This window comes from Ruegeria sp. AF1 (genome assembly GCF_056542125.1).
The window spans coordinates 1-13541 of record NZ_JBQFZG010000011.1 but is presented as its reverse complement, the minus strand read 5'-3'; the positions used below and the strand labels follow the sequence as shown (position 1 = coordinate 13541).

Here is a 13541-nt window from a genome sequence, read left to right as displayed (position 1 = left end):
GGAGAAGACCGATGACTGACACCATGACACTCGACAGCTATCTGGCCGCCGGCGGTGTGCTGACCAACCCGACCAATGTTCCGCCGCGCTACCGCGCCGAACTCATGAAGCTGATGGCCACGTTCGTGGACAGCGAACTTGCCGGTGCCGCCGGATTCGCAGACATCATCAATCAGGGTCCGGGCATCAAGGAACGTATCGCAGCCGCGAGGATTGTTCTTGAGAAAACGGATCACGCCGATCAGGTTCTCAGGATAATGGGTGAGTTTGGGGCCGATACCGAGAGATATGCCACACATCATCCGTGGACGGCCCGCCTGGATCGTGACGCAGATATCGGTGCGACCCGCAGCGCGCATGACATGCGCCTTGCGGTATTCAATTATCCGATCTCGGGCTGGACTGACGCCGTCATCATGAACCTGCTGATGAGCCGTGCGGTCATGGAACAACTGGCCGAATTTTCAATGGTTTCCTATCAACCGTTGGCCGAAGCGTTCCGCAGCATCGCCCCGGTCGAAGCCCATCATGGCGCGTTGGCGCTGGAAGGTGCTGTGAAGCTTGCCGGGAACGGAGAGACCGAGCAGATGCAGGATGCGGTTAACTATTGGTGGCCCCGTGTTGCTGTGTCCTTTGGTGGCGATGATCTGAAACGGTTTGAGCTTCTGAAATCGCTGGGCTTGCGCCACAATGGCAACAACGCCCTAAAAGAGCGATGGGTTCAGACAGCAGGCGCCGCCGTGAAACAGTTGGGCCTGAAACCACCGGCCTAGTTCTGTGTAAACGCCAAAGGCGCGTTGAGAGGCACTTCCGGGCGCGGGCGATTTGAAACTCGCCCGGCGGTGCAAATCTCCGAGTGGGATCTGGTCATCGCCTTAGGTATTGTTGGTCCACCAGGTTCTGAGAGCAATGACCTGACGTTTCACGCCGGCAGATTGCGGTATTGGTATTTTCCTCTTTTCATATCGGAGTGATTGCGCAAACTGAGCGTAATCAAGCGCCAGATAAAACTCACCAGAAGACAGTGCCTTGGCGGCCGTGCTGGCGCGAACAGGGTTTGAGGACATCACTGCCACAACGCACCGGAAGGAACCGCCATGGATTTTGCCCCATCGCCGCGCGCCACGGAAATGTATGACCGCCTGAAAGCGTTTATGGAGGCGCATATCTATCCGCGCATACGCGATCACAAAGAAGAAATGGCGGCAGGCAGTTTCCCGGTTTCGTTTATGGAAGATCTCAAGGCGTTAGCCCAGGCCGAAGGGTTGTGGAACTTGTTCCTGCCCAGCCTGCGCGACGATGAACCCGGCACCCGGCTGAGCAATCTGGAATACGCGCCGCTGGCCGAACTTATGGGGCAGGTGGCCTGGTCTTCGGAAGTGTTCAATTGCAGCGCGCCCGATACCGGCAACATGGAACTGTTGCACATGTTTGCTACTCCGGAACAGCGCGAGACGTGGCTGGTGCCGCTGTTGAACGGTGAAATCCGATCCTCTTTTGCGATGACTGAACCGGATGTGGCCAGTTCGGACGCGACCAATATTACCACTTCGATACGGCGTGAGGGGGATGAATACGTCATCAATGGCCGCAAGTGGTTCATCACGAACGCCTGCCACCCGAACACCAGATTGTTTATCGTCATGGGTAAAACGGATCCCAATGCGGATCGACACAAACAGCAGAGCATGGTCATTGTCCCAAAGGACACGCCCGGTTTTGAGATTGTTCGCAACCCCACCATTCTGAACATGCACGACCCCGAGGGCCATGCCGAGCTGGTCTTCAGAGATGTGCGTGTCCCGGTCAGCAATCTATTGGGCGAGGAAGGCAGCGGGTTCGCTCTGGCGCAGGCCCGGCTTGGTCCCGGTCGCATCCACCATTGCATGCGATCGATCGGTGCGGCGGAAATGGCACTTAACCTGATGGTCGAACGCGCGCAGGAACGGAAGGCGTTTGGCAAGCAGCTTGCAGAACAGGGCGTGATCCGCGAATGGATCGCCAAGTCCCGGTTAGAGATCGAACAGGCGCGATTGCTGACCCTGAAAGCGGCCTGGAAGATTGATCAGGTGGGCGCAAAAGAAGCATTCCGAGAGATTTCATTGATTAAGGTCGTGGCGCCCAATGTACATGCTGCTGTCACGGATCGCGCGATGCAGGTCTTTGGGGCGATGGGCATGACCCCGGATACACCGCTGGCCGACAGCTATACCTGGGCACGCGCGCTGCGATATGCAGATGGGCCGGATGAGGTGCATTTGCAGGCGATTGCCAAGCAAGAGTTGAAGAACTCGAATTTTGGCATGTCGGCCCAATGGCTGACCCCTCCATCGCGCTAGGCCGGGGGCGGCATCAGGTCTTGTGCGCCCTGCTTTGTTTGAGCGGCAGAAACAAGGTACTTGTCCCGCGGCAGGGGGTAGGAAGTGAAGGGTAGGATGTAGCCCTGCGAAAATCCTACTGCCCTCTGACCTCGCGCACCCATGCGATGATGGTTTGTCGCGCTTCCACGTCCATTTGAACCGCTGAGGGCGGCGGCATGGCATGGCTGATTCCGGCCTGCAGGTAAATCTGGTCGGCGTGCCGGGCAACATCGCCGGGTGTTTCAAGATAAACCTTCTTGGGGGCCCATTTCATGGTGCCATAAACCGGCTCGCGGGCATGGCACATCGAGCAGTTGCTCAGCACAGTGTCATAGGCTTCTTCAAACCCCGCAGCCGACGCAAATTTTTCTTCGTAAGATGTCAGCGCCCTTGCTTCGGCGTCTTCCCATGTTTCGCCGGTTCTGACAGAAGACAGCCATGCGATCACGATCATGAGGATGACAGTGACACCCCAGGTCCAGTGCGGCCCTTTCCCGGTCGCGTGCATCGTGTTGAAGTAGTGGCGGATGGTCACGCCGGTCAGGAAGATCAGGCTGGCGATGATCCATGAAAACTGGGTGCCAAAGGCCAGAGGATAATGGTTCGACAGCATCAGGAACACGACGGGCAACGTCAGGTAGTTGTTGTGCGTCGACCGCACCTTGGCGATCTTTCCATATTTGGCATCCGGCGTCCGACCCGCCTTGAGGTCTTCCACCACGATCCGCTGGTTGGGCATGATCTGGAAGAACACATTGGCCGTCATGATGGTTGCAGTGAACGCACCCAGGTGCAAAAGCGCGGCACGACCGGTAAAAATCTGATTGTAACCCCAGGACATAGCCACCAGAATCACGAACAGCAACAGCATCAGCGCGGTGGGTTGCTCACTCAGGCGCGACTTGCACATCTGGTCGTAAAGCAGCCAGCCGATGGTCAGTGACCCGCCAGAGATCAATATCCCCTGCCACAAAGCCAGATCCGCTTTGGTCGGATCAAGCAGGAACAACTCGCCCCCGACCCAATATATGATCATGAGCAAGGCCGCACCCGAAAGCCATGTCGTATAGCTCTGCCATTTGTGCCAGGTCAGGTGCTCGGGCATACGCGCGGGTGCGACCAGATATTTGACGGTGTGATAGAACCCGCCCCCGTGCACCTCCCACTCCTCGCCATAGGCCCCTTCTGGCAAGGCAGGGTTCGGCTTAAGCATAAGGTCTAGCGCGATAAAATAGAATGACGCGCCGATCCACGCCATCGCCGTGATCACATGCAGCCAGCGGACGGAAAAGGCCATCCACTCCCACAAAACAGCCAGGTCATACATGGCGTTGCTCCTACATATCCAAGTTCTTCGGCACTCTAGGTGATAGAGTTTTCATCGGGTATTGCTACGAAAGATCAAGCAGTATCAAAAATAACAATACAATGTCAGTCTACAGGATCACGCGGCGCAACGCTCAGCTTCCGCGATAGGTCGCGTAGCTGAAAGGCGAAAGTAGTAGCGGAACATGATAATGGGCGTGTTCGGACATTCCGAACCGGATCGGAATCAAGTCCAGAAAACGCGGGCTTTCAGGCGGCACGCCACTGGCGTCGAGGTATTCGCCCGCATGAAACACCAATTCGTATTCGCCTGTCGAAAACTCGGCTTCGGGAAGGATTTGTTCATCGGTGCGACCGTCTTCGTTGGTGAGCAGAGTTTTCAGCAACGCGCGGTCTGTTCCGTTGATCCGGAACAACTCGATCTTCATCCCATTGGCAGGGCAGCCCCGTGCCGTATCCAGGACATGTGTTGTAAGGTAACCGGCCATTTGCACCTCTCGCTAAGCATCGCTGTTACTATTGCAATACCCTTGCGGCAGGCAAAGGCAGTCTGTCAAAAGACTGCTTACAGTATTTTTTGAAAAACATAGGTGATTGTTTGGGTTATTCGTCTTTTCACCAAGAGGGAAATTGATGTGACGCGGTATCCACGAGACATGACCGGCTATGGCCGGCAAGTGCCAAACGCAAACTGGCCAAACGGGGCCAAAATCGCAGTTCAGATTGTGCTGAACTATGAAGAAGGCGGCGAAAACAACGTTTTGCACGGGGATGCCGCATCCGAGGCGTTTCTTTCCGAAATCACTGGTGCGGCCCCTTGGCCGGGGCAAAGGCACTGGAACATGGAATCCATTTACGAATACGGCAGCCGCGCTGGATTCTGGCGGGTGCATCGGCTTTTACAGGACCTTCCTGTTACGGTTTATGGCGTTGCCACAGCATTGGCCCGTGCACCGGCGCAGGTTGCGGCGATGAAGGCCGCAGGCTGGGAGATTGCCAGCCATGGCCTGAAATGGGTTGAGCACAAGGACATGGATGCGGAAGAAGAACGCGTCCAGATCCGTGAGGCGATCCGGCTTCATGCCGAGGTTGTGGGCAAACCACCGCGTGGCTGGTACACGGGCCGCTGTTCGATGAACACGGTCGATCTGGCCGCCGCCGAAGGCGAGCTGGCCTATATTGCCGACAGCTATGCCGACGATTTGCCTTATTGGGTCAAGGCTGGTGGCAAGGATCAGTTGATCGTGCCTTACACAATGGATTGCAACGATATGCGGTTTGCAATTCAGGCGGGCTATACCAACGGCGAACAGTTTGAAAGCTATCTCAAAGACAGCTTCGACATGCTCTACGCCGAAGGCCAAGCGGGCGAGCCGAAGATGCTTTCGATCGGACTGCATTGCCGTCTCATCGGCCGCCCTGGTCGCGCCATGGCCCTGAAACGCGCACTCAACCACTTCAAGAAACATGACGGGGTCTGGTTTGCCACCCGCGAACAAATCGCTGATCACTGGGCGCAAACGCATCCGCCAAGTCAACGGCTGACCCCGTCGGAAATGGACCGGCCAAATTTTGTTGCTGAATTTGGCGGTGTGTTCGAACACAGCCCGTGGATTGCCCAAGCGGCCTTTGATCTGGAGCTGGGCCCCACACATGACAATGCCGCAGGTGTTCACAACGCGCTGGCGCGCGTATTCCGTTCCGCCACAACCGAGCAGCGGCTTGGCGTCCTGACAGCCCACCCTGATTTGGCAGGCAAACTTGCTGCTGCGGGACGTCTGACCAAGGAAAGCACGGCAGAACAGGCTGGGGCAGGTCTGGACATGCTGACGGATGAAGAACGTGTGACCTTCACGACCCTGAACGACGCCTACACAACCAAGTTCGGCTTTCCTTTTATCATTGCGGTCAAGGACAACACCAAAGCAAGCATTCTGGAGGCTTTTCACCGTCGGATAGATAGTGACCGAGACACCGAATTCGCTGAGGCCTGCCGTCAGGTCGAACGGATTGCCGAGTTGCGGTTGATCGAGAAATTCGCGCAATGACATCCACGCTGAAACTCCGGCCACTGACCGCCGAGGCCTTTGCGCCGTTCGGCGATGTCATCGAGGTGTCTGGGGCGGTGGACAAATACATCAATCAGGGAAAATGCGCACGATACCATGATCGCGCCCAGCTGGATTTCCATGAGGGGCGCGCAGGGATCAGCGTTTTCCAATCCCGGGCCTTCAACCTGCCTATCAAACTTGAAATGGTCGAGCGCCACCCCGACGGCAGCCAGGCCTTTCTGCCGCTTTCAGATAAACCCTTTGTCGTTGTTGTGGCGCCCGACAACGCGGGTGTGCCGGGTGAGCCTGTTGCATTCATCACCGCGCCCGGACAGGGCGTGAATTATCACCGGAACACCTGGCACGGGGTTCTGACACCGCTTCATCCCCCTGGGTTGTTCGCCGTGGTCGACCGAATAGGAAACGGGCCAAACCTTGAGGAGTATTGGTTCCAGAACGCCTACACGATCACTGAATAGGGGACATTGCCGGAAGAGGGGCCGGCCCACGTAGTTTTTTGGGAGGAAAAACGCGATGTCAGATGCAACTTTAGGGACGCCGGAGCAGCTCCGTGACCCGAACTACACCCCGCCAATTCTGAAGGCGGTTCCTTTGGGAATTCAGCACGTGCTGGCGATGTTCGTTTCCAACGTCACGCCAGCGATCATCGTTTGCGGTGCGGCGGGTTTCGGGTTTGGTTCGAACAGCCCCGATTTCCCGCAGATGATTTACATGATCCAGATGTCGATGTTCTTTGCGGGTGTTGCGACACTGTTCCAGACCATTGGGCTGGGGCCTGTTGGTGCCCGCCTGCCAATCGTGCAGGGGACGTCATTTGCCTTTATTCCGATCATGATCCCGTTGGTGGTTGGAAAGGGCGTTGATGCGATTGCCGTATTGATGGGTGGTATAGTCGTTGGCGGCCTGTTTCATGCCAGCCTTGGGTTGTTCATTGGCCGTATTCGCTTTGCGCTTCCGCCCTTGGTTACCGGTCTTGTTGTCACCATGATCGGGCTTGCGCTTGTCAAAGTCGGCATCCAGTACGCGGCAGGCGGTGTACCCGCCATCGGTACCGAAGAGTACGGCTCTGGTCTGAACTGGCTCATGGCCGGAACTGTGATTGTTGTTACTTTGGGCCTGAAGTTTTTTGCCCGTGGTATGCTGTCGGTGTCGGCGGTTCTGATTGGCCTGTTGGTCGGCTACGTGGTGGCATTCGCACTGGGTCAGGTGAATTTGGGCAATGTCGGGCGCGCGTCTCCGTTTGCCATGCCGAACCCGTTTCACTTCGGTATCGAGTTTTCATTCGCGGCGATCATTGGGTTCTGTGCGATGTCTTTCGTGTCGGCTGTTGAAACGGTCGGGGATGTGTCCGGTATCACCAAAGGGGGCGCGGGACGCGAGGCAACCGACAAGGAAATTCAGGGCGCGACTTTTGCCGATGGTCTTGGAACTGCTGTATCAGGCATCTTTGGGGCCCTGCCGAACACGTCGTTCAGTCAGAATGTCGGCCTGATCGCGATGACCGGCGTCATGAGCCGCACGGTCGTAACCATAGGTGCCCTGTTCCTGATCATATGCGGGCTTATCCCCAAGATCGGCGCGGTGATCTCGTCCGTTCCGATCGAGGTTCTGGGCGGCGGTGTGATCGTGATGTTCGGTATGGTGGTTGCAGCTGGTGTCTCGATGCTGTCGGACGTGACGTGGAACCGCCGCAACATGGTGATCTTTGCGATTTCACTCAGCCTGGGTCTGGGCTTGCAATTAGAGCCCGGCGCTTTACAGCATCTGCCCGGAACTCTCAAAGTTCTGGCGACATCCGGGATATTGCCTGCTGCTATCATTGCCATTGTCTTGAATCTGGTTCTGCCCGAAGAGCTTTCGGATGAAGCGACGGAAGAGGTGTCCGGTGGAATGGCAGGCCACGGGTTGGGCTTTATCAAACAGGACGATCACGTCTGACCGGTTCAGCCCGGAATTGTAGATGAAAAAGCGGCGCACGTAGTGCGCCGCTTTTTGGTTTCAGGCCTGGCAGGCTTGGCCCATCGCTCACATAAGAAACGCGTATTTCGACGCGACGCTTAGGCGACCACACGGGGATGCCATCAGAAATCGACCTCAATCGCGATGCCTTTCTGTACGGCCAGCTCGACAACAGACGCAGCAACCGCCAGATCCTGAAGACCTACGCCAGTGCCATCGAACAACGTGATCTGATCGTCTGATGTCCGGCCCGGGTTCGTTCCGTTGATGACCGCACCCAACTGGACCAGGTCACTTTCCCTGATCAGGCCCTGTGCCACGGCGTGTTGAGCCTCGCCAATCGAAATCGACTGTGCGATTTCATCTGTGAATACAGATGCTTTGGCCAGCAACGCCGCCTCGACTTCCTGCTTGCCCTTGGTGTCCGTTCCCATGCACGCGATATGCGTTCCGGGGCTGACATGGTTTGCCATCAGCGATGGCGCAAAAGCCGAGGTGATCGAGATTATGACATCCGCTTCGGTCATGCCATCAAGTTCGACCGCTTCAAACGGAACACCGGCTTCACTGGCGACCTTTTCAATGTTGGGCAGCATCTCGGGGTGGTAGTTCCAGCCAAGGACCTTTTCAAAGGTGTGGGTCTCCAGGGCCGAGCGTAGCTGAAAGGTTGCCTGATGCCCGGCCCCGATCATACCGATCACCCGCGCGCCCGCACGGGCAAGGTGCTTGATAGATACAGAAGAGGCCGCCGCAGTGCGTAAGGCCGTCAAAAGGTTGCCGCCAACCATCGCCGACGGTTTCCCGGTGTCAGGGTCAAAAAGAAAAACAGTGGATTGGTGATTGATCAACCCGCGCTTTTCCAGGTTGTTCGGCCAATACCCCCCGGCCTTCAGGCCCAGTGTCAGCCCGGCGCGATCAAACCCGCCTTTAAAGCCGTACAGAGCGTCCTCATGCCCGATGGCTTCGCGCACGACAGGAAAGTTATAGGCGTCCCCTGCGGCCATAGAGGCAAAGACCTGTTCGACGGCTTCAAAGGCCGCGTCGCGGGTCATGAGGTTGGCGATTTCGCGCTCGGGTACGATCAGCATGTCATTCTCCATTCGAAATTCGTGCGCCCGTGCGTTTCACCGACAAAAGCGGGCGCGCACGGGCGACTGTCCGGCCATGTTTGGCCGAAAGCTCATTCTTTGAGCAATCAGGCTCAGTACGCGCGGCCGCGGGCTGACACTGGCCACACGCATTCGACCTTGCCATTCCGGACGCCCACATACCAATCATGCACGTTTGCGGTTGGGTCACAGTGCCCCGGCACCAACTTCAGCTTGTCATTGACCTTGAGCGCCCCGCTCGGATCCATCACGACGCCATGTTCATCCGAGCATTTGATGTATTCGACATCGTCACGCCCGAAAACAACAGGCAGACCGCTATCCACCGACTGAGCCTTGAGACCCGCATCGACGATTGCCTTGTCAGCCTTGGCGTGGCTCATGACGCTGGTCAGGATGAAGAATGCGTTTTCCCATTCGCCCTGGTCGATCCGGTTGCCGTTCTTGTCCAGGATGCGACCGTAATCGGCATCCATGAACGCATAAGACCCGCATTGCAGCTCATTATACACGCCCGAGTTGGATTCGAAGTAGTATGACCCAGTACCGCCGCCCGAGACCAACTCGCACTCGATACCCTCGGCTTTAAGGCCGTCTACTGCGTCTTTGACCATCGCGATGGCGGTATCCAGTTTCTCCTTGCGTGCCTCATAGCTGTCGAGGTGTTGCATTGCGCCCTGATAGGCCTGAATTCCGCTGAATTTCAGGTTGTCAGCAGCCTCAACCGCCTTGGCGATTTCAATCACTTCGGGTGTCGTTGTGACCCCGCACCGACCTGCGCCGCAATCGATTTCCACGAAGACTTCCAGCTGTGTTCCATGCCGGACTGCCGCCGCCGAAAGGTCAGCGACGTTTTCCAGATCGTCGACACATACAATAATGCGGCTGCCCAGTTTTGGCAGGCGTGCGAGGCGGTCAATTTTGGCCGGGTCACGCACCTGGTTCGAAACCAGAACGTCCTTGATCCCACCGCGAACGAATACTTCGGCCTCGGAAACTTTCTGGCAGCAGACACCGACGGCACCACCGATTTTCTCTTGCAGCTTGGCCACGTCGACCGACTTGTGCATTTTACCATGCACGCGGTGACGCATCCCGTGCGCCTTGGCATAATCGCCCATCTTCCTGATATTGCGCTCAAGCGCGTCGAGATCCAAAATCAGGCTGGGTGTCTGGATATCTGCTTCGTCCATGCCAGGTTTGGCCGGAATGTCGTAACCTACTTCGAACTGGTCGAGAGTGCTCATATCTTTCATCTCCGTAATCCTATACCGGGATTGTTTTTTGTTGGGGTATATTCAGGCGTTCATCCAGGGCAGCCGGTCCAGATCGACATTGCCACCTGTAACAATCAGTCCGACACGCTTGCCCTTGAATGCGTCCGGGTTCTTGAGAACCGTGGCCAGCGGAACGGCCGAAGATGGCTCCATCACAATCCGCAGGTGCTTCCATGTCAGTTTCATCGCATCGATGATCTCCTGCTCGGAGGCAGTGTAAATTTCTGAAACGTGGTTCGATACGAAATGCCAGGTGAGATCCTTCAGCGGAACCAGCAACCCGTCAGCAATAGTCTTTGGAGCATCATCCGCGATGATATGACCGGCCTTGAAGCTGCGATAGGCGTCGTCTGCCTGTTCGGGTTCTGCCGCGATGACCGCTGTTTCTGGGGCCAGATTGGACAGGGTCAAACAGGTTCCAGACACCATGCCACCACCGCCGATTGGCGCAACGACCGCGTCCAGACCGTCGGTCTGCTCGATAAACTCTCGCGAACAGGTGCCTTGCCCGGCGATGACCCGAGGATCGTTGTAGGGATGAACAAAGTCACCGCCCGTAGCCGCCTGAACCTCGGCAAATGTCGCTTCGCGCGACGAGGTGGAGGGTTCGCATTCTGTAATCTTCCCTCCATAACGGCGGACCGTATCCTTCTTTGCCTGCGGCGCTGTCCGAGGCATGACCACGTTGCAGGGAATGCCCCGTTTCATCGCCGCATAAGACAGGCACGAGGCGTGATTGCCCGAAGAATGGGTGGCGACACCTTTTTCAGCCTGTTTCTCATCCAGCCCAAAAACCGCATTCGCAGCACCTCGTACTTTGAAAGCGCCCGGTTCCTGAAAGTTTTCGCATTTGAAGAACAGCTGCGCGCCTGACAGTTCATTGAGAAAGTCCGAAGTTCGCACCGGGGTGCGGCGGATATAGGGTTTGATCCGGTCATGCGCCGCAAGCATGTCTTCATAGGTTGGGATATACATTGTGCAATCCTTCATCATGCCGCGTTCTTCTGAACGGAACCGGGATGGCCGCGATAGTATTCCTGTGCGGCGGCAACTCCGGACCCCAGGTCGATGTTCAGTCCCAGGTCAACCATGCACATCTCGGCAGTGGCGATCCCGGACAGAGCCATGACATCCGTCAGGCTGCCCAGATGCCCGATCCGGAACACCTTGCCCGCGACCTCACCAAGGCCCACGCCAAAGGCAACGCCGTATTTTTCAGCTGCGTGCGTGACAATATCCGTCGCGTTGAAGCCGTTCGGCGTACGGATTGCGCTTACGGTATCGGAATAGACCGCCGGGCTGCTGGCACAAAGCTCCAGCCCCCACGCCCCCACAGCGGCACGGACCCCTTCCGCAATCCGGTGGTGCCGGGCAAAAACGTTCTCCAGACCTTCATTCAGCAGCATAGAGCAGGCTTGATTGAGGCCATTCATCAACCCGACAGCGGGTGTATAGGGGTAAGCATTGTTGGCGTATCCCTTGGTCATGTCCCGGACATCAAAGAATGTGCGGGGCAGAGTGCCGGTTTTGGTTGCTTCCATCGCTTTCCGGCTGAAACCGACGATGGCAAGGCCAGCGGGCAACATGAAACCCTTCTGCGACCCCGTAACGGCAACATCCACGCCCCATTCATCAAACCGGAAATCCATCGACGCGATTGATGAGACACCATCAACAAACAGCAGGGCCGGGTGTTGCGCGGCAGTCAGCGCCTTGCGCACAGCAGCGATATCCGACTTCACACCAGTTGCCGTCTCGTTATGCGTCGCTAGAACAACCTTGATCTCGTGGCTTTTGTCGGCGGCAAGGATTTCTTCGTACCGGTCAGCCGGCAGCCCATCGCCCCACGGGGTTTCGACGATCTCAACATTCAGCCCATGGCGCTGGCACATATCGATCCATCGATGGCTGAACATGCCGTTGCGGGCCGCCAGAACCTTGTCACCGGCGGACAGCGTATTGGTTAGGGCGGTTTCCCAGCCCCCGGTTCCGGTCGACGGGAAAATGAAGACTTCGGCGCTGTCGCTTTTCAGAATGTCCCGCACGCCCGCGCGCGCAGGATGCAGGATTTGCCCGAACAATGGCGAACGATGGTCGATCGTGGGCATATCGCAGGCTTTGCGCAGGCTTTCCGGGATGTTCGTCGGGCCCGGGATGAAAACGGGGTTTTGAAAGCTCATGGATGGTCTCCTTCCGTCCTTGCCAGCACAATAAGTTTCATCAACCCGATTGGAAATTTTTTTGAAAACGCATTTCAGAATTCGTGATAAGAGATTTAACTTATAGTTGTCAGTGAGTTATATTTTTCATATCCTGAAATAGTCTTTCATAAATGTTCAGAGGGTTTTTATGGAATTGCAAGACAATGACCCGAAACTCCGTCGCAAAGCCCGGGGAAGACCGCGGGGGTGGGACGACAAAACCGCGCAGAATACGATCAAATCACTGGATCGGGCGATGGAGGTTTTCGAATATCTGAGCCAAGCGCAAGGCAAAGCTCTTACTGAACTTTCAGATGAAATGCGTCAGGCACCGGCCACCGTTTATCGCATCCTCGTGACGTTACAGGGCAGGGGTCTGGTCGAGTTCGACCATGAAGAACAGGTTTGGCACATTGGCCCGCAGGCGTTTGTGATCGGCTCGCGGTTTTTGCGTCGTACCAGTCTGGTGGAACGGGCAAGGCCGATCATGCGCAAATTGATGGAAACCACGGGTGAAACCGCCAATCTGGGAGTTGAGAAAGAAGGTCTGGTGCTGTTCCTGAGCCAGGTTGAAACACATGAAAGTATCCGGGCGTTTTTTCCGCCCGGTACATTGTCACCCATGCACGCGTCGGGCATCGGAAAAGCGTTATTGGCCCACATGGACGAAGACAGATTGAACCGAAGGTTGGCCTCAGCGAATTTACAGGCTTTTACGGATCAGTCGATTACCGGCGCTGAGGCGTTGAAGAAAGATCTTGCAGCAATCAGATTGCGGGGTTTTTCCGTGGATAACGAAGAAAAGACTACGGGTATGCGATGCATTGCAGCACCCGTTTTCGATATCAACAGAGAGGCGGTCGCGGGGCTTTCAGTGTCCGGGCCAACCAGTCGCGTCGGAGCGGCCGAAATCGAACGGCTGAGCCGCCCGGTGATGGAAGCAGCGCGCCAGTTGACGCTGGCTATTGGTGGGACAGTTTTGCCACCGCAACCCTAAGGCTTTGCCGCCAGATTGCGGCGAACGCTGACCCCGGATCCGCTTGCCGCGCCACAACACCAACGCGCTGAGACGCGCATTGTGCACAGACAAACTCAACAGCAGAACAGGCGTGACTCTTACCGGTTATCTGATTTTCAGCTCCCCCTATTACTGTGCGACTTTTTGTTTGTGTTTGTTGAACTGTTGGTCGAAGAGGTTTTTGAAGGGGCCGTTTTTCTGCATGAGTTGGTCGAGGTT

General features: G+C 56.5%; 13 protein-coding genes. 7 read left to right on the top strand and 6 right to left on the bottom strand.

Going from position 1 to position 13541, the window contains the following annotated elements; translation table 11 throughout:
• Positions 1–11: 11 nt before the first annotated feature.
• Both ACR0BK_RS14470 and ACR0BK_RS14465 read left to right on the top strand, forming a co-directional pair.
• Entirely contained in the window at positions 12–773 is a 762-nt protein-coding gene (locus ACR0BK_RS14470; RefSeq protein ID WP_480521248.1) for a Phenylacetic acid catabolic protein, read from the top strand.
• A gap of 324 nt (positions 774–1097) precedes the next feature.
• Positions 1098–2339, top strand: coding sequence for an acyl-CoA dehydrogenase family protein (locus ACR0BK_RS14465; RefSeq protein WP_480496114.1), 1242 nt, complete (start codon positions 1098–1100; stop codon positions 2337–2339).
• Positions 2340–2454: 115 nt separating this feature from the next.
• Here the strand turns inward: ACR0BK_RS14465 and ACR0BK_RS14460 are convergent, their stop codons facing one another.
• Together ACR0BK_RS14460 and uraH are read right to left on the bottom strand one after the other, a co-directional pair.
• On the bottom strand, positions 2455–3687 hold the full coding sequence (locus tag ACR0BK_RS14460; protein WP_480555165.1) for a urate hydroxylase PuuD: 1233 nt from the start codon (positions 3685–3687) through the stop codon (positions 2455–2457).
• A gap of 133 nt (positions 3688–3820) precedes the next feature.
• On the bottom strand, positions 3821–4174 hold the full coding sequence (gene uraH / locus ACR0BK_RS14455; protein WP_480496112.1) for a hydroxyisourate hydrolase: 354 nt from the start codon (positions 4172–4174) through the stop codon (positions 3821–3823).
• Between the two features lie 147 nt (positions 4175–4321).
• On the opposite strand from uraH, the gene puuE reads away from it, so the two are divergent.
• From puuE to ACR0BK_RS14440, 3 genes are read left to right on the top strand one after another with little or no spacing between them, the layout of a single operon-like run.
• Positions 4322–5734, top strand: coding sequence for an allantoinase PuuE (puuE, locus tag ACR0BK_RS14450; protein WP_480555164.1), 1413 nt, complete (start codon positions 4322–4324; stop codon positions 5732–5734).
• Positions 5731–6216, top strand: coding sequence for an ureidoglycolate lyase (locus ACR0BK_RS14445; protein ID WP_480478180.1), 486 nt, complete (start codon positions 5731–5733; stop codon positions 6214–6216). The genes puuE and ACR0BK_RS14445 overlap by 4 nt, the downstream gene beginning before the upstream one ends.
• Positions 6217–6271: 55 nt before the next feature.
• Entirely contained in the window at positions 6272–7696 is a 1425-nt protein-coding gene (locus ACR0BK_RS14440) for a uracil-xanthine permease family protein (RefSeq protein ID WP_480477003.1), read from the top strand.
• A 143-nt stretch (positions 7697–7839) separates the two neighbouring features.
• Here ACR0BK_RS14440 and bhcD read toward each other — a convergent pair whose 3' ends face one another.
• The 4 genes from bhcD to bhcA all read right to left on the bottom strand — a co-directional run bounded on the left by bhcD (position 7840) and on the right by bhcA (position 12283).
• Positions 7840–8805 carry an iminosuccinate reductase BhcD gene (gene bhcD / locus ACR0BK_RS14435; protein WP_480496106.1) on the bottom strand — a complete coding sequence of 322 codons (966 nt, stop codon included), beginning with the start codon at positions 8803–8805 and terminating at the stop codon, positions 7840–7842.
• A gap of 113 nt (positions 8806–8918) precedes the next feature.
• Positions 8919–10082 carry a 3-hydroxy-D-aspartate aldolase BhcC gene (gene bhcC, locus ACR0BK_RS14430; RefSeq protein WP_480555163.1) on the bottom strand — a complete coding sequence of 388 codons (1164 nt, stop codon included), beginning with the start codon at positions 10080–10082 and terminating at the stop codon, positions 8919–8921.
• A gap of 42 nt (positions 10083–10124) precedes the next feature.
• Positions 10125–11093, bottom strand: a complete 969-nt coding sequence (gene bhcB, locus ACR0BK_RS14425; RefSeq protein WP_480496144.1) for a beta-hydroxyaspartate dehydratase BhcB — start codon at positions 11091–11093, stop codon at positions 10125–10127.
• Positions 11093–12283 (bottom strand): L-aspartate--glyoxylate aminotransferase BhcA, encoded by a 1191-nt coding sequence (gene bhcA, locus ACR0BK_RS14420; protein ID WP_480521256.1) that lies wholly within the window; start codon positions 12281–12283, stop codon positions 11093–11095. The genes bhcB and bhcA overlap by 1 nt, the downstream gene beginning before the upstream one ends.
• Before the next feature lie 169 nt (positions 12284–12452).
• Between bhcA and bhcR the strand changes: the two genes are divergently transcribed.
• Both bhcR and ACR0BK_RS14410 read left to right on the top strand, forming a co-directional pair.
• Entirely contained in the window at positions 12453–13301 is an 849-nt protein-coding gene (gene bhcR, locus ACR0BK_RS14415) for an HTH-type transcriptional regulator BhcR (protein WP_480521258.1), read from the top strand.
• A gap of 15 nt (positions 13302–13316) precedes the next feature.
• Positions 13317–13541: hypothetical protein (locus tag ACR0BK_RS14410; RefSeq protein ID WP_480555162.1), on the top strand; the 225-nt coding region annotated here is incomplete at its 3' end.

Coding starts and splice junctions, on each gene's coding strand:
- ACR0BK_RS14460 (WP_480555165.1), bottom strand. CDS start 3,687: ATGTATGACCTGGCTGTTTTGTGGGAGTGGATGGCCTTTTCCGTCCGC.
- ACR0BK_RS14440 (WP_480477003.1), top strand. CDS start 6,272: ATGTCAGATGCAACTTTAGGGACGCCGGAGCAGCTCCGTGACCCGAAC.
- bhcB (WP_480496144.1), bottom strand. CDS start 11,093: ATGAAGGATTGCACAATGTATATCCCAACCTATGAAGACATGCTTGCG.
- bhcC (WP_480555163.1), bottom strand. CDS start 10,082: ATGAAAGATATGAGCACTCTCGACCAGTTCGAAGTAGGTTACGACATT.
- bhcA (WP_480521256.1), bottom strand. CDS start 12,283: ATGAGCTTTCAAAACCCCGTTTTCATCCCGGGCCCGACGAACATCCCG.
- bhcD (WP_480496106.1), bottom strand. CDS start 8,805: ATGCTGATCGTACCCGAGCGCGAAATCGCCAACCTCATGACCCGCGAC.
- bhcR (WP_480521258.1), top strand. CDS start 12,453: ATGGAATTGCAAGACAATGACCCGAAACTCCGTCGCAAAGCCCGGGGA.
- ACR0BK_RS14445 (WP_480478180.1), top strand. CDS start 5,731: ATGACATCCACGCTGAAACTCCGGCCACTGACCGCCGAGGCCTTTGCG.
- uraH (WP_480496112.1), bottom strand. CDS start 4,174: ATGGCCGGTTACCTTACAACACATGTCCTGGATACGGCACGGGGCTGC.
- ACR0BK_RS14465 (WP_480496114.1), top strand. CDS start 1,098: ATGGATTTTGCCCCATCGCCGCGCGCCACGGAAATGTATGACCGCCTG.
- ACR0BK_RS14470 (WP_480521248.1), top strand. CDS start 12: ATGACTGACACCATGACACTCGACAGCTATCTGGCCGCCGGCGGTGTG.